Origin of the sequence: Paracoccus aminophilus JCM 7686, from assembly GCF_000444995.1 — a bacterium.
In the GTDB taxonomy this organism is placed as follows: Bacteria; Pseudomonadota; Alphaproteobacteria; order Rhodobacterales; family Rhodobacteraceae; genus Paracoccus; species Paracoccus aminophilus.
This window is the reverse complement of record NC_022041.1, coordinates 3047273-3066894: the sequence shown is the minus strand read 5'-3', so window position 1 is coordinate 3066894 and position 19622 is coordinate 3047273. Positions and strand designations below refer to the sequence as shown.

The window sequence follows — 19622 nt, the reverse complement described above, 5'->3', positions numbered from 1 at the left end:
AGCATGAGCGGAATGATCATCGGCGCGACCGCAGGGGCAGGCTTCTCGCATCGCGGAGCGGGCAACAGCGACGGCCGGGTCTTTCCCGACCAGACCGGACGCTCGGAATTCGAGGCGGGCTGGGACGATGCGCTGGACGTGGTCGAAAGCCAGGGCGTCCAGAATACGGTCATGGTGGGCTCGGTCGTGCTGCCGGGGCTGGTGGCAGGCGTGGGCGCCGCTGCCGGTGGTGCGACGCTTGGCGCGACCGGCGCGGCGGCGGCGGCTGCGGCGCTTCCGGCGGCGGTCGGCCTTGGCGCGGGGATTGTTGGCGGGGCCGTCGGCTCTTTCCTGGGCGAGGGCCTTGGCCATCTCGCGATGAGCACGATCGGCTCGGCCTTTGGCTATCAGCGCATGGTTGACAAGGGCGAGATGCCCGCGACCGTCGGCCATCCCATCGCCCATGTGAACAAATGGGCGGTTCTGGGCGCGATGGTTCTGGGCGCGGTCGCGGCGGTGGCTGTGGCCGCGATCATCATCGCCTCGGCAGGCACGGCGACGCTTCTCGTGGTCGCGGCGGCAGGTCTCGCGGCAGGCTTTGTCGGCGGGCTTGGCATGGGCTTTGCCTCGGCGGCCGGGCAATATGGCAAGAACAAGGGCTTGATCATGAAGGGATCGCCCAATGTCTATTTCCAGAACAAGCCGGTGGCGCGGGTCACTGATCTGGTGGCCTGCACCGAGCATGGCGGCCCGCAATTCGTCGCCGAGGGCGCGAAGACGGTCTTTGCCAACAACTGGCCGATCGCCCGCATCGGCCATATGACGACCTGCAGCGGCAAGATCAACGACGGCTGCAAGACCATCGCGATCGACCTCGACACCAGCGCGATCCGCATGGATATCGACGGCGGCTGGGCCGAGCGCGGCGTGCGCACCGGGCTTGCACTGCTCGATCTTCTGCCGATCCCGAAGGGCGGCAAGGGCGATCATCCGAACGGGCCGCATCCAAAGCCCAAGCCCGATGTGAACGGCCCGCCGAAGCCAAAGCCCCATCCCCATGACGAGGCTCCGCGCCCCAAGCCCGGCGAAGATGGTACGCCGCCGAAACCCAAGCCCGGTGGCGATCCCGACAAAGGCCCGAACCCGAAGCGCACCGAGGCCGAGGGCAATCAGGGCAAGCCCAACGAGAATTGCACGACCGGCGGCGACCCGGTCGATGTCGCGACCGGCCAAGTCTTCGAGACCCGCACCGATATCGCCATTCCGGGCACGATCCCGCTGGTTCTGAAGCGCAGCTATCGCCCCGGGGCCGAGGGCGTGCAGGGCCGCCATTGGGCGGGGACTTGGGCCCAGCATCTGCGGCTCAACGGCGAAGAGATCGCCTATCAGGACGAAGACGGGGTGCTGATCTCGTTTCATGCGCCCGAAGACGGGGTCGATGCTGGCAATATCCGCTTTCCGCATCTGACGCTTGCCGGCGAGCGCTCGGGCTCGCTTTACGTCTATGACCGCCACCGCCAGATCTTCTGGATCTTTGATCACAGCCGCAAGGCGCGGCGTCTGCTCTCGCGCATCGAGGATCGCAACGGCAACCGCATCGACTTGATCTACAACGAGAGCGGCCTGCACGAGCTGCGCCATTCTGATGGCTTCAGCCTCTCGGTCGAAAGCCGTGACATGGTGATCCGCCGCGCCGTGCTGAATGCGCCGGACAGCGCGGATTGCGGTTTCGTCTGGAGCTATACCGACCGCAATGTCCTGACCGAAGCGATCTCGGCCCAGACCGGGACACTGCGCTACAGCTATGACGCGCAAGAGCGCCTGACCGGCTGGGCCGATACCGGCCGAACCGAGGCGCATTACGAATACGGCCCCGATGGGCGGGTGGCGCGCAACTGGACGGCCTCGGGCCATCTCAACACCGAATTCGCCTATGATCTGGCCGCCAAGCGCACGGTGATGACCGATGCAAGCGGCGCTGTCACCTGTTACGACTGGAACGATCAGGGCCTCGTCTGGCGCAGCATCGACCCCTTGGGCGGCGAGTGGCTGACCGAATGGGGGCGCCATCTCAATGTGGTGTCGAACACCGATCCGCTCGGCAATGTCACGCGCTTCGACTATGACCGCTGGGGCGATCTGATCCGCATCACCGATCCCGAAGGCGCAAGCGAAAGCTGGAGCTATACGCTCTCGGGCCGCATCCAGTCCCACACCGACAAGGCCGGTCACAGCCATGTCTTCCGCTATGACACCAGCGGCAATCTGGGCTCGGTCGAGCAGCCCGACGGCAGTTTCATCCGCTTCCGCAGGCTCGAAACCGGGCAGGTTCTGCGCATCGATTATCCCGGCGGGCGGCAAGAGCGCTTCGCCTATGACATGTTGCAGCGCCCCCGGATGCTGCGCACGGCGGCCGGGTTCGAGCAGCATATGCGCTTTGACGGCGAGGGGCGGCTCGTGCGGTTTTCCGACGAGATCGGCGGGGAAACGCGCTGGGACCATCAACGCGGCCCGGACAATCCGCGCGGCAACATCCGCAGCGTGACGCTGGCGAATGGCATCACCGCAGAGGCCAGCTATGACAGCGAAGGCATGCTGGCCGAAGCGGTCAATGGCGAGGGCGCGCGGCGGCGCTATCGTTTCGGCGCCTTCGATCTTTGCGAAGAGATCATCGACGAAAACGGCCATAGCGTGAAGACCGAGCATGACGCGCTCTTGCGGCTGACCGCGCTCGTGAACCAGAAGGGCGAGCGCTACGAGATCGGCTATGACGCCTGCAGCCGCATCACCGCCGAGCGGGATTATGCGGGGCTGGTGACGCGCTATCACTACGATGCCGCCGGTCGGCTGGCGCAAAGCGTGCTGCCCGATGGCGCGATCCGGCGCTACACCCGCTCGGCCAGCGGGCGCATGATCGAAATGGTGGTCCAGCGCGGCGCAGAGCTGTCGAAAACCACCTTCGCCTATGATGCGCTTGGCCGGTTGATCCGCGCGGTCAGCGCCGAGGGTGCGATCGAATATAGCTATGACGCGATGGGCCGGATCATCCGCGAGTCTCAGAATGGCCGCGAGATCCTGTCCGATTACGCGGGCGAAGAGCCTGGCCGGACCGCGCGCCGGGGCGATGCCTTGCCCTTCGCCGCGCAATATAACCTTGCCGGGCAGCTCTCCGAGCTACAACTCGGCCAGCATGAGGCCTTGTCCTTTGCCTATGACCCGCGTGGGCTGGAGATCATGCGCAGCACGCAGGCGGGCTTTGCCTTGGCACAGGGCTATGATGCCGTTGGCCTCATGGTCGAGCAGATCGCAGGGCCGCTCTCGGCGCTGCCCGATGAGGTGCGGTTCGGCGTGCTGACCGGGGGGCGGCAGAACGAGCATATCACCCGTGCCGGGGCTTTGGCCCATCGCACCTATCTCTGGGACCGGGCGCAGCGCGCGATCTCGGTTAACGACCGCATCACCGGCGAAAAGCGCTTCGAACATGATCCGCGCGGGCAGGTCGTCAGCGTCTCGCGCCAGACCGCGCGGGGCGAGGGCGCGAGCCTCAGCCGCTTCGGCTATGACCCGAACCAGAACCTGACCGAGATCGCGACCGCGATGGGGCAGGAAAAACTGGTGCAGGACGCCGGTCGCGTCCGCCAGCGCGGCAAGATCTCCTATCGCCATGATGCGGCGGGCCGTGTCGTTGAAAAGCGTCTGGACGAGCCCGGTTTCCGCCCGAAAATCTGGCGCATGGGCTGGAACGGGCAGGGCCAGCTCGTGCGGCTGGAAACGCCCGAGGGCGCGGTTTGGCGTTATATCTATGACGCCGTGGGGCGCCGGGTTCAGCGGCTGAAGCTGATGGCGGGCGGGCGCGAGGACAAGGCCGCGCCGGGCTATATCCCCGAAGGCGGCGGGCGCGCCTATCATTGGGAAGGCACGCAGATCATCGCCGAGGCGCCGCTCGGCCCAGAGGGCGCCGATTGGGAGCACGCCGCGCATTGGCTCTACGAGCCGGGCTCGCACCGGCCAATGGCGCGCGCGGTGGGTGATGATCTGCACTATGTCGTCACCGACCATATCGGCACCCCGCGCGAGCTTTTCGCCGAAGACGGCGCGGCAGTGCTTTGGCGCCAAGAGCTCTCGCTTTGGGGCGAAGTCGAGCCGCTCGCCCCGCGTCCCACGGCCGCGAATGACGATCACGCCCCCGATCCGCTGCCGATCCGCTTTCAGGGGCAATGGGCGGATGAGGAAAGCGGGCTCTATTACAACAACCAGCGCTATTACGACCCCGATGCGACGCAATATCTGTCACCCGACCCGATAGGCCTTCTGGGCGGCATCCGCCCGCAAGGCTATGTCGCCGACCCGAACGGCTGGGTCGATCCTTTGGGGTTGAAAGGCTGCTCGGACAAATTGCGCGCCAATCTGATGGACGACATGGGAATGCCGCGCGGTACCCGCGCGCCCGGTTATCAGGCGCAGCACGTCATTCCGGGCGCGCTCGACAATCACCCGGCTTGGCGGATGGGCGGTCAAGACATCGACGGGGCAGGCAATGGCATGTTCCTGCCCGATCGCGGCGCAAACAGCGCCAGCAACGCGGATCGCGTCAGCCCACTCACGCGACATCAGGGCAGCCACAAAGGCTATAATGATGCCGTCGAGGCGGCCATGAACCGGATCGATCTGTCGCTTGGACCTCAGCATGTTGCGTCCGAGATCCAGCGCCTGCAAAATGTTCTGCGCCAGAATCAAATGAACGGCGTTCCGATCCGCAGTTCGGACTGGATTGGCAGCGTGACTCCCGGAGGCACCAAGACCGGGACCGCGCGGGCAAATGCCTATTGGAGCGATATTTTGACCAAGGCAGGGTTTTGACGGATATGGATGAGGGCTTCGTTCTCGCGCCGGTGCGGTTTTTCCTGAACCCAAATTTGCTCTCGGGTCGTGGGGGCGTCGCCGATTGCGAGGTCATCCGCGATCTTGAGCTTGCGATGCAGCTTGAGAACGATCAGGAGCTGCCGGCCGGCTATGCGATCTGGCGCGACGCGCTTGAAGGCGCAGTGTCCCCTTTCTATGCGACCCCTGAGGGGCAAGCCGGGCGGGCGCTCATCGAACCGGAGGGCGAAGAGGTTTGGGACGCACGCGGAGAGTTTCAGCGTGAGCTGAACAAGAAAAAGATCCGCAAGACGATCACGCCCTTTGAAGAGTTCTGGAATACCGTCGCTTATGGCATCCTCGAAACCCTGCAATCTGTGGCATTGGCGCGCTTTGTGTTGGGCAAAAAGGGCGAGCCGCTGCTGGAACGGGTTTTCGAGGCCTATCAAGCCGGGCTCTATCCCTGCGGCCTGCGCCGTGATGGCCAGCTGGTTGCTTTGGACCCAAGCGCGCTTGAGGGCTTTGATCCCGCGGTGGTGAAAGTCTCGTAACGGCGACTTTTGCTCACCCAGATCAGAGCCGGTCCTTGGAACACAGTTGCGGCGCGATGGATGCAAGGAAGGGAAGGTCGGCATCGGAGTGTAGGATGTAACCCTCATCTCCTTCCCGGCAAAATCGACGCTGGATGCATTGCGAGGAACGCCGTGATTTCTGAGAAGCTGCTTGAGCAGATGCGGGCGCTTGGCTTTGCGACGACCCGGCACGCGCCGGAGAAACTGTCGCTGAAGGATCTCGAAAACGATCGGCTGAAGTTTCTCGCCGATGATCCATTGACGAAGTTTCATTTCGTCCGCTTCCCCGATGAAAAGGTCGCGATCACCTCGGAGACCTTGAGCGGTGAGATTTTCGGGACCTGCGATTATGGGCCCTTGGTCGAAGCCAAGGACGGCAGCATTCGCGTGATTGCCGCCGAGGACGAGGAGGTTTTCGGCGCGCTGACGGCTTTCGTGAATTCGGATCTCGACAATTTCCTGCGCTGTTATTCTTGGTTCATCGCCAGCCTTTTCGAGCTGCGCGCGCAGTTTGATGATCTTGGGCCCGCGGCAATCCGGATCTCGGGCGCGTTTCTCGACCGCGTGCAGGGCCAAGACCCGGAGGCCGCCGCCGACGGCGCCTTCTGGCCGCAGATGGCCTTTCTGATCGAAGAGCTTCAGGTTCAGATCGTGACGCCCTCGGTCGAATACGCCCGCGCCGGACGGTTGTGGAAAGACTGATCCAGTCGAAAACGGCACTGGAAACCTCAAGGAGACAGCATGACGCCAGAGCTGGCCGCGCGGTTCGTCCTCTTGCGCGACAGGCTGCTCAGCGCCCCGCTTGGCCCGACCTTCGGCGAGATCGCAACGGGTAATCCGAGCGCGCATTCGGGATCGACGGCTTATGATGCGGTTTTGCGCGTGGCGGATGGTGGGATGTTCGGGCGGATTGACCTCTTCCCGCAGGCGGCGCTGGCAGGGCACGCCTATCGCTTGCGCGGTCTTGAGGATGCGGCGGAATGGGTCATCATCGGGCAGGTGCTTTACGTGCCGATCGTGATGTCGCGGAGCGGGTCTTCTACGGCGCTTGTGGGTGAGAATGATGCGCTTGAAGCCCTGGGCGATCTCGATGACCTTCTGGCCGCCTGCGTCGAGGCGTGCCGCTATGCGGCCCTTGCGCCAGAGCTCCCCCCGGACGATTGGCAGAGGTTTCTTGAGACCGTTTGACCCGCGCCACAGCCGGTCAGGACGCGATGCAACCGCAGGGCAGCAGCGTCATGGATGACGATTTCGTTCTTGCTCCGGTGCGATTTTTCCTGAGCCCAAATTTGCTCTCGGGTCACGGGGGCGTCGCCGATTGCGAGGTCATCAACGATCTTGAGCGCGCGATGCAGTTTGAGAACGATCAGGAGCTGCCGGCCGGCTATGCGATCTGGCGCGACGCGCTTGAGGGGGCAGTGTCCCCTTTCTATGCGACCCCTGAGGGTCAAGCCGGGCGCGCGCTCATCGAACCCGAAGGCGAAGAGGTTTGGGACGCGCGTGGAGAGTTCCAGCGCGAGCTGAACAAGAAAAAGATCCGCAAGACCATCACGCCCTTTGAGGCGTTCTGGGCCACGGTCGCTTATGACATCCTCGAAACCCTGCAATCTGTGGCATTGGCGCGCTTTGTGTTGGGCAAAAAGGGCGAGCCGCTGCTGGAACGGGTTTTCGCGGCCTATGAGGCTGGGCTCTATCCCTGCGGCCTGCGCCGCGATGGCCGCCCGGTCGCCTTGGACCCGAGCGCGCTGGCGGGCTTTGATCCGACCGCGCTGCGGGTGCGTTGACGCGCAAAGCGGCCCGTTCGGGCCTGCGCGCGGCAAAGCGGGCGGCGCCTTTGGGATCCGAGCGATCCGCCCTTGCGGAAGCTTGAACCGCCCCCTAGAAGGCACTCCGTATATCTTGGGCTACTGGGGGCAAGAAATGCCGCTTCTGGTGATGAAATTCGGCGGCACTTCTGTCGCTGATCTGGACCGTATCAAAAACGCCGCCCAAAAAGTGCAGCGTGAAGTTGATCGCGGTTACGACGTCATTGTTATCGTCAGCGCCATGTCTGGCAAGACAAATGAGTTGGTGGGCTGGGTCGAGCAGACCTCGCCCTTGTTCGATGCGCGTGAATATGACGCGGTCGTCGCCTCGGGTGAGAATATCACCGCGGGTCTGATGGCGCTGCGTTTGCAGGAAATGGGCGTTCCGGCGCGCAGCTGGCAGGGTTGGCAGGTGCCGATCCACACCACCGCGCAGCACTCTTCGGCGCGCTTCCTCGACATTCCGCGCACCAACCTTGACGCGAAATTCGCCGAGGGCATGAAGGTCGCCGTGGTCGCGGGCTTCCAGGGCCTCTCGCCCGAGGGCCGCATCACCACGCTTGGCCGGGGTGGCTCGGATACGACCGCCGTGGCCTTTGCCGCCGCCTTCGAGGCTGATCGCTGCGACATCTACACCGATGTCGATGGCATCTATACCACCGATCCCCGCATCACCTCGAAAGCGCGCAAGCTTGAAAAGATTGCCTTCGAGGAAATGCTCGAACTGGCCAGCCTTGGGGCGAAAGTGCTTCAGACCCGTTCGGTCGAGCTGGCAATGCGTTACAACGTCCGCCTGCGCGTGCTCTCGTCCTTCGAGGAAACCGACGAGATGTCGGGCACGCTGGTCTGCGATGAGGATGAAATCATGGAATCGAAAGTCGTAAGCGGCGTCGCCTATTCGCGCGAAGAAGCCAAGATCACGCTGGTCACTGTCGAGGATAAGCCGGGCATCTCGGCCGCGATCTTCGCGCCTCTGGCCGATGCTGGCGTGAACGTCGATATGATCGTCCAGAACATCTCGGAAAAGGATTATGACGATCACCCGGGTTCGGTGACCGACATGACCTTCTCTTGCCCGGTCAATCAGGTCGCCCGCGCCAAGAAGGCGATGGAAGAGGCGAAAGCCGCCGGCACCATCGCCTATGACGAGCTGGTCGTCGATTCCGAGGTCGCCAAGGTCTCGGTCGTCGGCATCGGCATGCGTTCGCACGCAGGCGTCGCGGCGCGGATGTTCAAGGCGCTGGCCGATGAGAACATCAACATCAAGGTCATCTCCACCTCGGAGATCAAGATTTCGGTGCTGATCGACCGCAAGTATATGGAACTTGCGGTGCAGGCGCTGCATGATGCATTTGATCTTGAAAAGGCCTGATCTCCGGGCCTGAACCACAGGCGAGGAAGTATGGCAGGACGCAGTGACAGCGACTCGCGCAAACTGCTCAGGCGGTTGCGCGAGACCCTTGCCGCGCCGGGCGGTGGTCAAGACCGCCTGGACGACATCACCACCCATATCGCCGATTCGATGGGCACCGAAGTGTGCTCGGTCTATCTGTTCCGCGATACCGATACGCTTGAGCTTTGCGCGACCGAGGGGCTGAAGTCCCAGTCGGTCCACAAGACCCGCCTGCGTCTGGGCGAGGGGCTGGTGGGCCGCGTCGCCAAAAGCGGACGCTCGATCAACACCGCCAATGCCCCCGCCGAACCCGGTTTCCGCTATATGCCCGAGACCGGCGAAGAGGTTTTCCCGAGCTTCCTTGGCGTGCCGATCCAGCGCGTGGGCGAGAAACTGGGCGTGCTGGTCGTCCAGTCGCGCGTGGCCGAGCCGTTTACTGAAGACGATATCTACGGGCTTGAGGTCGTGGCCATGGTTCTGGCCGAGATGGCCGAGCTTGGCGCTTTTCTCGATCAGGGCTCGGATGCGCCGCAGATGCAGCATCGCTTTGCCCAGATCTTCCGTGGCGCCTCGGGGCAGGAGGGCGCGGCTGAGGGTCGGGTCTGGCTGCATGAGCCGCGCGTCGTCATCACCAATCCCGTCGGCGATGATCCGCAGAAGGAACGCGCGCGGCTGAATGATGCCGTCGCCATGCTGCGCAGCAATGTCGATGCAATGCTCGCGGCCTCGGATGCGGCGGGCAAGGAATATACCGAGGTGATGGAGGCTTATCGCCTCTTCGCCCATTCCCGCAGCTGGCTGCGCCGGATGGAAGAGGACATAGACCTTGGCCTCTCCGCCGAAGCCGCCGTCGAGAAAGAGCAATCGCTCGCCCGCTCGCGGCTCGAAAGCGCGGCCGATCCCTATCTGCGTGACCGCCTGCATGATCTTGATGATCTCTCGAACCGGCTTTTGCGCATCCTGACTGGGCAGGGCAAGGATACCGGCGCGGAAATGCCGGAAAATCCGATCCTTGTCGCGCGCAATATCGGTCCAGCCGAGCTTCTGGACTATGGCCGCAAGCTCAAGGGCGTGGTGCTGGAAGAGGGCTCGGTCGGCAGTCATGCCACCGTGGTCGCGCGATCGTTAGCGATCCCGCTGGTCATCCATGCAGCCCGGATCACCTCTGAAGCGTTGAACGGCGACCCGATTCTGGTCGACGGAGATATGGGCACCGTGCATCTGCGCCCTGAAGAAACCATTGCCGCCGCCTTCCGCGACAAGGTGGCGATGCAGGCCGAGGCGCAAAAGCGCTATGCGGGCCTGCGCGATCTGCCCGCCGCCTCGCTGTGCGGCGAGACGGTGCAGCTTTACATGAATGCCGGGCTGATGGCCGATCTGCCGAGCTTGCAGAACTCGGGCGCGGAGGGGGTTGGCCTCTTCCGGACCGAGCTGCAATTCCTGACCCGGACCCATGTGCCGCGTCGGCGCGAGCTGGCGCAGCTTTACTCGCATGTGCTCGATTCCGCGCTGGGACGGCCGGTGATGTTTCGCACGCTCGACATCGGCTCGGACAAGGTCTTGCCCTATATGAAGCCGCAGGACGAACCCAATCCCGCGATGGGCTGGCGCGCGATCCGCGTCGGGCTCGATAAGACCGGCGTGCTGAAAATGCAGCTTCAGGCGCTGATCCGCGCCGCGGTGGGCCGCCCGCTTTACGTCATGTTCCCCTTCGTCGCCGAGATGAGCGAATTCGAGGATGCCTACCGCATCTTGATGGAATCGGTCGCGCGCGAGCAGCGCCTTGGCCACGGGATGCCGACCGATCTGCGCGTCGGCGCGATGATCGAGACGCCCTCGATGGCCTATGCGCCCAAGCGTTTCTTCGAGATGTGCGATTTCATCTCGATCGGCGGCAATGATCTCAAGCAGTTCTTCTTTGCCGCCGACCGCGAGAATGAGCGCGTGCGCCGCCGTTATGACACGCTGAGCGCGCCTTATCTGACCTTCCTCGAGCTGATCCTCGCGCGCTGTGCCGAGGCCGAGGTGCCGGTCTCGTTCTGCGGCGAGGATGCGGGTCGTCCGATTGAGGCGGTGACCTTCGCCGCGCTTGGCTTTCGGCGTCTCTCGATGCGTCCGGCCTCGATTGGCCCGGTCAAACACCTGATCCGGCGCGTCAACCTTCAGGCTCTGCGCGCCCAGATCGACGATGCGCGCGACCGCGGGATCTCGAACCTGCGCCCGGTGATCACCGATTGGCTCGCCCGCCAGTAATCGGCAACGCGGCCTGCGGGTTAACCAAGCACCACACAAGACCAAGAACAGCGCGACCCGCAAGGTTGCGCTGTTTTCACATGCGGATAGAGGTGGCAGATCGACGTGGTCATGCGAATGCAGGCGCGAGATCGCAATCTGGTCGTAAAGAGAGGGGGAAATGGCGGACCCGGAGCGATTCGAACGCCCGGCCCTCAGATTCGTAGTCTGATGCTCTATCCAGCTGAGCTACGGGTCCGCATGGCGCTGTGTCTAGTGCGTGGCGCTGGCGGGCGCAAGCGAATCCTGCAACATTTTGGTGACATTTCGCGCCCGGATACGCTTTTTCGGGAAGGGGGCGGCGCAGGCGAATGCGACAGCCGTGACGCCCCGAAAGGGTGGTCGCACAGGCGAATGCAGCACCAAAAGGATGCTGCGCGAAGTGTGGTTTGAGGGGGGAGGAAATGGCGGACCCGGAGCGATTCGAACGCCCGGCCCTCAGATTCGTAGTCTGATGCTCTATCCAGCTGAGCTACGGGTCCGCGATGGGCGTTATCTATGCGCCAGCTCCGGGGGCCGCAAGAGGAAAATTCCAGTTTCGGGAAAACTCTTGAGCCCGAGCCTGCGGGGCGGCGGTATCTCTTCTGACCGGGGCGGTCACAGCGTCAGCGCGGGCTCTTGCACCTGAATGCCCGCCAGCTCGCGTGGCAGCGCCAGCCGGAATTCCGTGCCTTCCTCGTCCGTGCGCAACAGTTCGAGCTTGCCGCCGTGGTTGCGCACAAGATCCGCTGCAATCGCAAGGCCAAGCCCGGTCCCGCCCTTGCGCGAGCCGCCCGAGAAGGGCTGGAACAGGAATTCGCGCGCCTTGGCAGGCAGGCCGGGGCCGGTGTCGCCGACGCGGATCCACCATTCGGCATCATCCTCGCCGCCGCTGATCTCGATCGTGCCGGGTTTGCGCGTGCCCTGGATCGCCTGACGGGCATTGCGCACGAGATTGCTCAGGACGCGGTTCAACTGGTCGCGGTCGGCGCGGATCATCACATTCGGCGCGACATCGGTCAGAAATTCGACCTCGGCCCCGTCCTCGGACGCGCCGCTGTTCATCGATTCGGCCTCGACCACCTCGCTCACCAGAGCTGCGAGATTGAACCGCGACAGAATCGGCGAGGGCTCTTCCGCCTTGCCGAAGGCGAGGGTGGTTTCGCACAGGTTGATGGCGCGCGTGATCGAATTCACCAGCTTCGGCGCGGCCCGGCGCACCGCCGGATCCTCGCTTGCCTCGAGCCGGTCGGCGAAAAGCTGGGCGGTGGTTAGAATGTTGCGCAGATCGTGGCTGATGCGCGCCACTGCCTGACCAAGCTGCGCGAGCCGCGCCTTTTGCTTGAGCGCAGAGGTCACCGTCTTTTGCATCGCCGCCAGCGCCACCTCGGCCTCGTTGAGTTCCGAGAGCCGCGCGGTCGGCGTGATGATCGAGCGCGCATCCTCGGGCGCATTGGCATAGGCTGTCATGTGATTGATGACGCGCCGGATCGGCACCAGCAGCATCCGTTGCGCCACGATATTCAGCAAGATCGCCGTAATGATCGCGAAAGCCGCCGAAATGAGCAGCATCCGCAGCCCGTAATCGATCATGTCATGGCGCAAAGTGGCGGTGTCCATCGTGATCTCGATGAGCTGGCCCGCTTGCTTCACCGGCGCACCAATAACCCGGATCACGCGATTCTCGGGCGTGGCGATCTGGACGATCGCGTCATGGATCGCCGTCCAGAACGGCTGTTCGCGCAAATCATAGGTCGCGGCGATCGGTCCGGGGATCGGCGAGGAGAGCACAAGCTGGCGGATGTCGTTGCGGCGCAAGACGACGTTGAAGACCTCGGCATTCTCGAGAAGCTCGGATTCAAGATCGCTCGCCAGCGATTCGTCGGTCGCCAGAAGCGCAAGGGACGCGATCTGCGCCCGCTCCAGCCGCGATTCGAGCGCATAGAGGCGGAAGTTCGAGATCGACGGGAACACGATGAGCAATTCGGCCAAAAGGACGAAAATGCCCGTCAGCAGCGCAAAGCGACCGGATAGGGTGTTCAGCGACATCTCAACCTTTATCATTCGCCGCGAGATCCGGCGGCGTGGTGTAGGACATATGCCCTTCACACGCGCAGTTCAAACAAGCGTGAGGGTGAGTTGGTTCCCTTAAACAGGGTATCATGCAAAGATCCGCCGAGAAAATGCCCGTAATGCCCGGTTTCAGTGGTTGACTCGGGTCCAAGGGCCGACTATCCAGCGAGCCTCGAATAGACCGGCGCTTGCTCGTGGGGTTGTCCCACATTGTCGCGCGCCTTGACCCCGGAGTTTGAACGATGTCGAAACGCACCTACCAGCCGTCGAACCTGGTTCGCGCCCGTCGTCACGGCTTCCGCGCGCGCATGGCAACCAAAGGTGGCCGTCGCGTGCTGAACGCTCGTCGCGCCAAGGGCCGTAAGAGCCTGTCGGCGTAATTCTTCGCCCTCGGGCGCAAGAAAGGCTTATGCCGATGCCGCCGCTGCCTCCCGCCGCTGACCGTCAGGTTGTGTCGTCGGGCTCTGGCACGGCGGCATCAGCTATTTCTGCTTGTGCTTCTGCCGAGGTGGCGATGGAAACCCTCAAGAACCGTCCCGATTTCCTGCGGGCGGCCTCGGCGCGCCGTCAGGGTGCGGCGGGCTTCTTGCTGCAGGCGCGGCGCCGTGCCCCCGAAGAGACGGGGAGCGCGGTCATTCGCGTGGGCTACACCTGCTCGAAAAAGATCGGCAATGCCGTGGCGCGCAACCGCGCCAAGCGCCGTCTGCGCGCACTCGCGCGTGAAATCATGCCGGGCCTTGCCAAATCGGGCTGGGATTATGTGCTGGTCGGGCGCCCGAATGCCACGGTCAGCCGCGATTTCGCCGATCTGCGCCGCGATCTCCACGAGGCGCTCACGCGGATCCATGCCCCGAAAAAGCCCGATTCCCGTGCTGCCGACTCGGCGCGGGGGGATTCGGCCAAAGGAAATTCGTCCCAGAGAAGCTCGACCCAGAGCGATGGGGCGCGCGAGGGATCGCGGGCATGAGCCCGCTCGCCCATGTGCTGGCCCTGCCGGTTCGGGCCTATCGGCTGGTCCTGAGCCCCTGGGTCGGCCATGCCTGCCGCTTCCAGCCGACCTGCTCGGCCTATGCGCTCGAGGCGCTCGACCGGCACGGCGGCCTCTATGGCGGCTGGCTGACCGCGCGGCGGATTTGCCGCTGTCATCCCTGGGGCGGGCAGGGCTATGACCCGGTGCCCGGCACGCCTGATCACGGCACGCCCGACGACAGCCAATCCGAGCCGACCACATCTGACAAGCGGAGCAAGCCATGAACGCGCCAGACCCGATCGACATCGACGACCGCGACGAGGTTTTGGCCGACGGCGCCGAGATCCATCCGCTGTTTTACGGCGCGCCCAGCTCGACCGAGTTTCGCAAGCTGCGCAAGCGTCTGGTCCGCGATGTCCGCGCCGCGATCGAGACCTATGACATGGTCCGTCCGGGCGACAAATGGCTGGTCTGTCTGTCGGGCGGCAAGGACAGCTATACGATGCTTGCCGTGCTCCATGAGCTGAAATGGCGCGGGCTTTTGCCGGTCGAGCTGTTGGCCTGCAATCTCGATCAGGGCCAACCGGGCTTTCCCGCGACCGTCCTGCCCGAGTTTCTGAGCGCGCGTCAGGTCGCCCATCGCATCGAATATCAGGACACCTATTCGGTGGTGAAGGCCAAGGTGCCGGAAGGTCAGACCATGTGCGCGCTGTGTTCGCGCCTGCGTCGCGGCAATCTCTACCGGATCGCGCGGGAAGAGGGTTGCTCTGCCGTGGTTCTCGGGCATCACCGCGACGATATTCTCGAGACATTTTTCATGAATCTCTTCCACGGCGGGCGTCTGGCCTCGATGCCGCCGAAGCTGCTGAACGAAGAGGGCGATCTGAACGTGCTGCGCCCGCTTGCCTTCATCGCCGAGGCCGATTGCGAGAAATTTGCCCGCGCGATGGATTATCCGATCATCCCCTGCACGCTTTGCGGCTCGCAGGAAGGGCTTCAGCGGATGCAGGTGAAGAAGCTGCTCAACGAGTGGGAAAGCCGGTCTCCGGGGCGGCGTCAGGTGATGTTCCGCGCGCTGATGAATGTGCGCCCGTCGCATCTGCCCGATCCGAAACTCTTCGATTTCACCGACCTCGACCCGGGTGAATTTACCAAGAGTGACGATTCTGTGCCGAAGCTGCGCGAACATTAACGGAACGACAACCCGGCTCGTGCAGATTCGTCCTGTAACGGATCTGATTCGGGGTTGGGAATGAAACGAATTCTGGCGCGGTTGATGGGCTTTGTCGGGCGGCGCGCCGCGCTTTTGGCCCCAGTTGAGACAGAGGCGGGGCTGCGGCCGGCCAAGCACCGTGGGCGCGAAATGCGCCAATGGCTTGAGGACCTCATGGACCTGCCCGAAGGGGCCTCGCTCGGGGCGCCAGCGGTTCCGCTTTATGCCGAAGAATATGTCGAGCTGTGGTTTCATCCCCACCGTTGCACCGATACCGGCGGCATCATCGGGCTAGAGCTTGAGCCGCGTTTGAACGATCCGGAAATCGGACTGCTCGGCGCGAACGACTACCTTCTCCATCTCGACGGACCGCAGCTTCTGGACCTGACCCGCACCGCGCTGTCCCAAGGGCTGACCGCGATGCGGCAATGGGACCGGGCCGCCGTCGGGGTCGATGCGCTCACCCTGCGTCTGCCCGATCAGCTTCTGGCCGAGCCCTTGCTCGCGGATCTGCTCCTGTGGGAGCTTGACCGTCAGGACGTGCCCCCGATGCGGCTTATTGTCTCGGTCGCGGGCGGGGCAGGCGGCGGGTCCGAGCGTGAGCGGCTTGGCGCGCTCCACCGACTGGCTGCGGCGGGTTGCGGCGTCGAGTTCGACGAATTCGGGATTGGCGGGGCTGGCGGCATCGCGACGGCTTTGGCGAAATCCCAACCGCAAGGCCTGCGTCGCCTGCGTCTGGGAGAGCCCTTCCTGCGCGACTGTGACCGCGACAGCGATAAGCAACGCATGATTTTGGCGGTTATGGCTCTGGCCGAGCATCTCGATCTTGAGGTTTCGGCCGCCGCGATCGCGGCTCCGGGTGAGCTTGCTTTCGTCACCCAGATCGGCGTCGCGCAGGTGCAAGGACCGGGCGTCGCCGCGGCTTTGCCGCTGGCCGCCGTCGCGGGCTATCTGATCGATCAGGACCGCAGGACGGTCCTTGCCACGCCTTTGCGTCGGGTCAGCTAAGCGCAGCCCCGGGGCCGCCAGCCTTGGTGCGGTGGAGGCCCTGAATTCGGCGGCGGGTGCATTTCGCTGGATCTTTCCTCGGAAATCGGCAAATTCCCTTGACCTTGGCCGGTCGGTTCTGTTGAAGCGGCGCGGTATGCGACGGAAGATGCTCGACGAAGGATGCGCCCTGGCATGAACAGCGACAACAACCGCAATCTGATCCTGGCCATGGTGCTTTCTGCGCTGGTCATGATCGTCTGGACCGTGTTCTTCGCGCCAGATACGCCGCCTCCGGCCGAAGCGCCCGCCGCGACCAGCCAGCAGGCCGGTGCCCCGGCGACGCCGGAGCTCGGGACCGCAGCGGCGGCAAGCTCGAACGATCCTTCGGCCTCTGCGCCGCGTGTCAGCATCGAATCGCCCTCGCTGAAGGGCTCGATCTCGCTGGCCGGTGGCCGTGTCGACGATCTTGAGCTGACCGGCTACCACGAGACGCTCGATCCGAACTCGCCCTATGTGCGCCTGCTTTCGCCGACGACCCAGCCGGGGCTCGCCTCGCAATCCTCGCCGGTTGCGGCAGGTGGCGCGCCCGCCGTCGTCGTCCAGAAACCCTATTACGCCGTTTACGGCTGGACCCCGGGACCGGGGACCGATCCGGCTTTGGTGCCGGGACCCGGCACGGTTTGGACGGTCGATGCGGGCACGTTGCTTGCGCCGGGCAAACCCGTCACGCTGAAATGGGACAACGGCGCGGGCCAGATCTTCCGCCGCACCTTCGAGCTTGACGACCGCTATCTCTTTACCGTCTCGCAATCGCTGGAAAACACCGGCACCGCGCCGTTCTCGGCGGCGCCTTATGGTATCCTTGCGCGTCACGGCAAACCTGACACTCAGAACTTCTTCGTGCTCCATGAAGGCGCTGTCGGCATGACCGATGGCCAGCTTCTCGAGATGAAATACAAGAAGATGACCGATCTCGACCCGGTGGCGGGTGAGGGCTCGGCCAAGGTCATCGAAGTCAAAGAAAACGGCTGGATCGGCTTTACCGACAAATACTGGATGACGACGCTTGCGCCGGCTCCGGGTTCGGCCTTCACCGCGGTCGTCAAATACGTCCCGGGCGCCGATATCTACCAGACCGAAGCGCGCATGCCGATGGTCACCGTCGCCCCCGGGCAGTCGGCCTCGAGCAACAGCTATCTCTTCGCGGGCGCCAAAGTCTGGGAGGTCATCCACGGCTATCAGGACGCCCCCGGCATCCAGCGTTTCGTCGATTCGATCGACTGGGGCTGGTTCTATTTCCTGACCAAACCGATCTTCCGCCTGCTCCATTGGATCCACGGCATGATCGGCAATATGGGCTGGGCGATCATTGGCCTGACCTTCGTGCTGAAGATCCTCGTCTTCCCGCTGGCGCGCAAATCCTACATCTCGATGGCGAAGATGAAGGAGCTCCAGCCGCAGATGGAGGCGATCAAGGAGCGCACCGGCGACGACCGGATGAAATATCAGAAAGAGGTCATGGCGCTCTATAAGAGCGAGAAGGTGAACCCGGCGGCGGGCTGCCTGCCGATGCTGATCCAGATCCCGATCTTCTTCTCGCTCTACAAGGTGATCTTCGTCACGATCGAGCTGCGTCATGCGCCGTGGATTGGCTGGATCCGTGACCTCTCGGCGCCCGATCCGTCGAGCCTTTGGAACCTCTTCGGTATGCTGCCTTGGGCCGCGCCGGGGCAGGGCTCGATGCTCCATTCCTTCTCGCTGCCGATCCTTGCGATCGTGCTCGGGATCTCGATGTGGCTGCAGCAGAAGCTCAACCCGACGCCCGCTGACCCGGCGCAGAAGATGATCTTCGCCTGGATGCCCTGGATTTTCATGCTGATGCTGGGCGGCTTCGCCTCGGGTCTGGTGCTTTACTGGATCACCAACAACACGATCACGATCATCCAGCAGTACACGATCATGTCGATGCACGGGCACCGCCCGGACCTCTTCGGCAACATCAAGTCGAGCCTGTCGAAATCCAAGCCCAAGGCCAGCCCCGGCGCTGGCAAAGGCAAGGGAAAATGAGCGCAAGGCTCTCGCTGATCCGCCGCCACCCGATCAAATCGATCGGGGGCGAGCGGCTCGAGACAGTCGCGCTTCAGCCGTCGCGCCCATTGCCGGGAGACCGGTTGTGGGCGCTTCTGCATCAAGGGGGCGAGCGTCATGCGGGCGCGGTTCCCGAACGCTGGCTGCCGAAAAGCTGTTTTCTGCAAGGTGCGAAATGCGCGAGCTTGCAGGCGGTTCAAGGCGGCTGGGGCCAGCCCGAGCCGGGGCGCAAGATCACGCTCTCGCATCCCGACCGGCCCGATCTGAGCTTTGATCCTGAAACCGAGGGGCAGCGCCTGATCGACTGGATCCTGCCGCTCTGGCCCGAGGCCTTTCCCGCGCCGACACGTCTCGTACGCGCGCCGGTGGCGTTTGCCGATGCGAGCCAGCCCTATGTTTCGATCCTGTCGCTGTCGACATTGGCCGCGCTTGAGGCAAAGCTGGGGCAGAGCTTTGGGGTCGAGCGCTGGCGCGGCAATCTCTGGATCGAGGGCTGGGCGCCGGAAGAAGAGCGCAGTCTGATCGGGCAGGTCCTGACGATCGGCGAGGTCGAGTTGCGCGTGGTCGAGCCGATCACCCGTTGCCCGGCCACATCCGCGAGCGCTCTGTCCGGCCTGATCGATATCGACATGCCTGCGACGCTTGAACACGTTTTCGGCCACCGCGATTTCGGCGTCTATGCCCAGGTCGTGACCGGTGGCACAATCCATTGCGGCGATGAGGTGCGATGATGCGAGTTTCTTTCCCCCTTGCCGCGGATCCTGAGGCCGAGGCCGCTGAGGCCGCGCGGCTTCTGTTTGCGGGCCCCGTCGATTTCGTCAAAGGCGTCGTCGCAATGGATGGCCTGCCACCGGCGGACCGTCCCGAGGTCTGCTTTGCAGGCCGCTCGAATGTCGGGAAATCCAGCCTGATCAATGCGCTGACCGGCCGGAAAGGGCTGGCGCGCGCCTCGAACACGCCGGGCCGGACGCAAGAGATCAACTATTTCGCGCTTGGCGAGCAGGCCTATCTCGTCGACCTTCCCGGCTATGGCTTTGCCAAGGCACCGGTGGCGGTGGTCGCGAAATGGCAGGCGCTGCTGAAGAACTATCTCGCGGGCCGGGCGACCCTGCGACGCGCTTTTGCGCTGATCGACTCACGCCATGGCGTCAAAGAGGTCGATCACGAGATCATGAAGCTGCTCGACCGCTCGGCCGTGCCCTTTCAGGTCGTGCTGACCAAGACCGACAAGATCGGCCGCGAGGCTTTGGCCAAAGTCATCCAGCAGGTCGAGGATGAGCTGCAAAAGCACCCCGCCGCCTATCCCGAGCTGGTCGTGACCTCCTCGGACAAGGGCGAGGGGATTGCCACGCTGCGCGCCATTATCGCGGGCCTCGACTGAAGCCTGCGACCCAAGCCTGCAACCCGT

Annotated in this window: 16 protein-coding genes and 2 tRNA genes; 15 read left to right on the top strand and 3 right to left on the bottom strand. The window is 63.9% G+C overall.

Annotated elements, in window-relative coordinates; translation table 11 throughout:
- Positions 1 to 3: 3 nt before the first annotated feature.
- The 7 genes from JCM7686_RS15005 to ptsP all read left to right on the top strand — a co-directional run bounded on the left by JCM7686_RS15005 (position 4) and on the right by ptsP (position 10862).
- A complete protein-coding gene (locus JCM7686_RS15005) occupies positions 4 to 4839 on the top strand; it encodes an RHS repeat-associated core domain-containing protein (RefSeq protein ID WP_020951640.1) in 4836 nt (1611 codons plus the stop codon).
- 5 nt (positions 4840 to 4844) lie between these two features.
- Positions 4845 to 5390, top strand: a complete 546-nt coding sequence (locus tag JCM7686_RS23585; RefSeq protein WP_020951639.1) for a hypothetical protein — start codon at positions 4845 to 4847, stop codon at positions 5388 to 5390.
- A 153-nt stretch (positions 5391 to 5543) separates the two neighbouring features.
- Positions 5544 to 6113 (top strand): SUKH-4 family immunity protein, encoded by a 570-nt coding sequence (locus tag JCM7686_RS14995; RefSeq protein ID WP_020951638.1) that lies wholly within the window; start codon positions 5544 to 5546, stop codon positions 6111 to 6113.
- Positions 6114 to 6152: 39 nt separating this feature from the next.
- Positions 6153 to 6599, top strand: a complete 447-nt coding sequence (locus tag JCM7686_RS14990) for a hypothetical protein (protein WP_020951637.1) — start codon at positions 6153 to 6155, stop codon at positions 6597 to 6599.
- The gene (locus tag JCM7686_RS14985) at positions 6596 to 7195 is read left to right on the top strand and encodes a hypothetical protein (RefSeq protein ID WP_148292632.1); all 600 of its coding nucleotides are present in this window, start codon (positions 6596 to 6598) and stop codon (positions 7193 to 7195) included. Before JCM7686_RS14990 ends, JCM7686_RS14985 begins: the two co-directional genes overlap by 4 nt.
- Positions 7196 to 7331: 136 nt before the next feature.
- Entirely contained in the window at positions 7332 to 8588 is a 1257-nt protein-coding gene (locus JCM7686_RS14980) for an aspartate kinase (protein WP_041527398.1), read from the top strand.
- 30 nt (positions 8589 to 8618) lie between these two features.
- Positions 8619 to 10862, top strand: a complete 2244-nt coding sequence (gene ptsP / locus JCM7686_RS14975; RefSeq protein WP_020951634.1) for a phosphoenolpyruvate--protein phosphotransferase — start codon at positions 8619 to 8621, stop codon at positions 10860 to 10862.
- Between the two features lie 161 nt (positions 10863 to 11023).
- Here the strand turns inward: ptsP and JCM7686_RS14970 are convergent.
- From JCM7686_RS14970 to JCM7686_RS14960, 3 genes are all read right to left on the bottom strand, one after another.
- Positions 11024 to 11100 (bottom strand) — tRNA-Arg (locus tag JCM7686_RS14970).
- 206 nt (positions 11101 to 11306) lie between these two features.
- Positions 11307 to 11383, bottom strand: a tRNA-Arg gene (locus JCM7686_RS14965).
- Positions 11384 to 11498: 115 nt separating this feature from the next.
- A complete protein-coding gene (locus JCM7686_RS14960; RefSeq protein ID WP_020951633.1) occupies positions 11499 to 12929 on the bottom strand; it encodes a sensor histidine kinase in 1431 nt (476 codons plus the stop codon).
- Between the two features lie 266 nt (positions 12930 to 13195).
- Here JCM7686_RS14960 and rpmH point away from each other — a divergent pair, with 266 nt between their 5' ends.
- The 8 genes from rpmH (at position 13196) to yihA (ending at position 19595) form a co-directional block, all read left to right on the top strand.
- Entirely contained in the window at positions 13196 to 13333 is a 138-nt protein-coding gene (gene rpmH / locus JCM7686_RS24100; protein ID WP_017998233.1) for a 50S ribosomal protein L34, read from the top strand.
- A 35-nt stretch (positions 13334 to 13368) separates the two neighbouring features.
- The gene (rnpA, locus tag JCM7686_RS14955; protein ID WP_084621174.1) at positions 13369 to 13920 is read left to right on the top strand and encodes a ribonuclease P protein component; all 552 of its coding nucleotides are present in this window, start codon (positions 13369 to 13371) and stop codon (positions 13918 to 13920) included.
- Positions 13917 to 14207, top strand: a complete 291-nt coding sequence (yidD, locus tag JCM7686_RS14950; RefSeq protein ID WP_020951631.1) for a membrane protein insertion efficiency factor YidD — start codon at positions 13917 to 13919, stop codon at positions 14205 to 14207. The genes rnpA and yidD overlap by 4 nt, the downstream gene beginning before the upstream one ends.
- Positions 14204 to 15115 (top strand): tRNA 2-thiocytidine(32) synthetase TtcA, encoded by a 912-nt coding sequence (ttcA, locus tag JCM7686_RS14945; RefSeq protein ID WP_020951630.1) that lies wholly within the window; start codon positions 14204 to 14206, stop codon positions 15113 to 15115. The genes yidD and ttcA overlap by 4 nt, the downstream gene beginning before the upstream one ends.
- A gap of 60 nt (positions 15116 to 15175) precedes the next feature.
- Positions 15176 to 16144 (top strand): EAL domain-containing protein, encoded by a 969-nt coding sequence (locus tag JCM7686_RS14940; RefSeq protein ID WP_020951629.1) that lies wholly within the window; start codon positions 15176 to 15178, stop codon positions 16142 to 16144.
- A gap of 174 nt (positions 16145 to 16318) precedes the next feature.
- The gene (gene yidC / locus JCM7686_RS14935) at positions 16319 to 18193 is read left to right on the top strand and encodes a membrane protein insertase YidC (RefSeq protein WP_020951628.1); all 1875 of its coding nucleotides are present in this window, start codon (positions 16319 to 16321) and stop codon (positions 18191 to 18193) included.
- Positions 18190 to 18945, top strand: a complete 756-nt coding sequence (locus JCM7686_RS14930) for an MOSC domain-containing protein (RefSeq protein WP_020951627.1) — start codon at positions 18190 to 18192, stop codon at positions 18943 to 18945. The genes yidC and JCM7686_RS14930 overlap by 4 nt, the downstream gene beginning before the upstream one ends.
- Positions 18945 to 19595 carry a ribosome biogenesis GTP-binding protein YihA/YsxC gene (yihA, locus tag JCM7686_RS14925; protein WP_020951626.1) on the top strand — a complete coding sequence of 217 codons (651 nt, stop codon included), beginning with the start codon at positions 18945 to 18947 and terminating at the stop codon, positions 19593 to 19595. The genes JCM7686_RS14930 and yihA overlap by 1 nt, the downstream gene beginning before the upstream one ends.
- Positions 19596 to 19622 lie beyond the last annotated feature (27 nt).

What these genes read in the sequence shown, in the direction of transcription:
- JCM7686_RS15005 (WP_020951640.1), top strand. Translation starts at nt 4, where the DNA reads ATGAGCGGAATGATCATCGGCGCGACCGCAGGGGCAGGCTTCTCGCAT.
- JCM7686_RS23585 (WP_020951639.1), top strand. Translation starts at nt 4,845, where the DNA reads ATGGATGAGGGCTTCGTTCTCGCGCCGGTGCGGTTTTTCCTGAACCCA.
- JCM7686_RS14990 (WP_020951637.1), top strand. Translation starts at nt 6,153, where the DNA reads ATGACGCCAGAGCTGGCCGCGCGGTTCGTCCTCTTGCGCGACAGGCTG.
- JCM7686_RS14980 (WP_041527398.1), top strand. Translation starts at nt 7,332, where the DNA reads ATGCCGCTTCTGGTGATGAAATTCGGCGGCACTTCTGTCGCTGATCTG.
- ptsP (WP_020951634.1), top strand. Translation starts at nt 8,619, where the DNA reads ATGGCAGGACGCAGTGACAGCGACTCGCGCAAACTGCTCAGGCGGTTG.
- JCM7686_RS14960 (WP_020951633.1), bottom strand. Translation starts at nt 12,929, where the DNA reads ATGTCGCTGAACACCCTATCCGGTCGCTTTGCGCTGCTGACGGGCATT.
- rpmH (WP_017998233.1), top strand. Translation starts at nt 13,196, where the DNA reads ATGTCGAAACGCACCTACCAGCCGTCGAACCTGGTTCGCGCCCGTCGT.
- rnpA (WP_084621174.1), top strand. Translation starts at nt 13,369, where the DNA reads ATGCCGCCGCTGCCTCCCGCCGCTGACCGTCAGGTTGTGTCGTCGGGC.
- yidD (WP_020951631.1), top strand. Translation starts at nt 13,917, where the DNA reads ATGAGCCCGCTCGCCCATGTGCTGGCCCTGCCGGTTCGGGCCTATCGG.
- ttcA (WP_020951630.1), top strand. Translation starts at nt 14,204, where the DNA reads ATGAACGCGCCAGACCCGATCGACATCGACGACCGCGACGAGGTTTTG.
- JCM7686_RS14940 (WP_020951629.1), top strand. Translation starts at nt 15,176, where the DNA reads ATGAAACGAATTCTGGCGCGGTTGATGGGCTTTGTCGGGCGGCGCGCC.
- yidC (WP_020951628.1), top strand. Translation starts at nt 16,319, where the DNA reads ATGAACAGCGACAACAACCGCAATCTGATCCTGGCCATGGTGCTTTCT.
- JCM7686_RS14930 (WP_020951627.1), top strand. Translation starts at nt 18,190, where the DNA reads ATGAGCGCAAGGCTCTCGCTGATCCGCCGCCACCCGATCAAATCGATC.
- yihA (WP_020951626.1), top strand. Translation starts at nt 18,945, where the DNA reads ATGCGAGTTTCTTTCCCCCTTGCCGCGGATCCTGAGGCCGAGGCCGCT.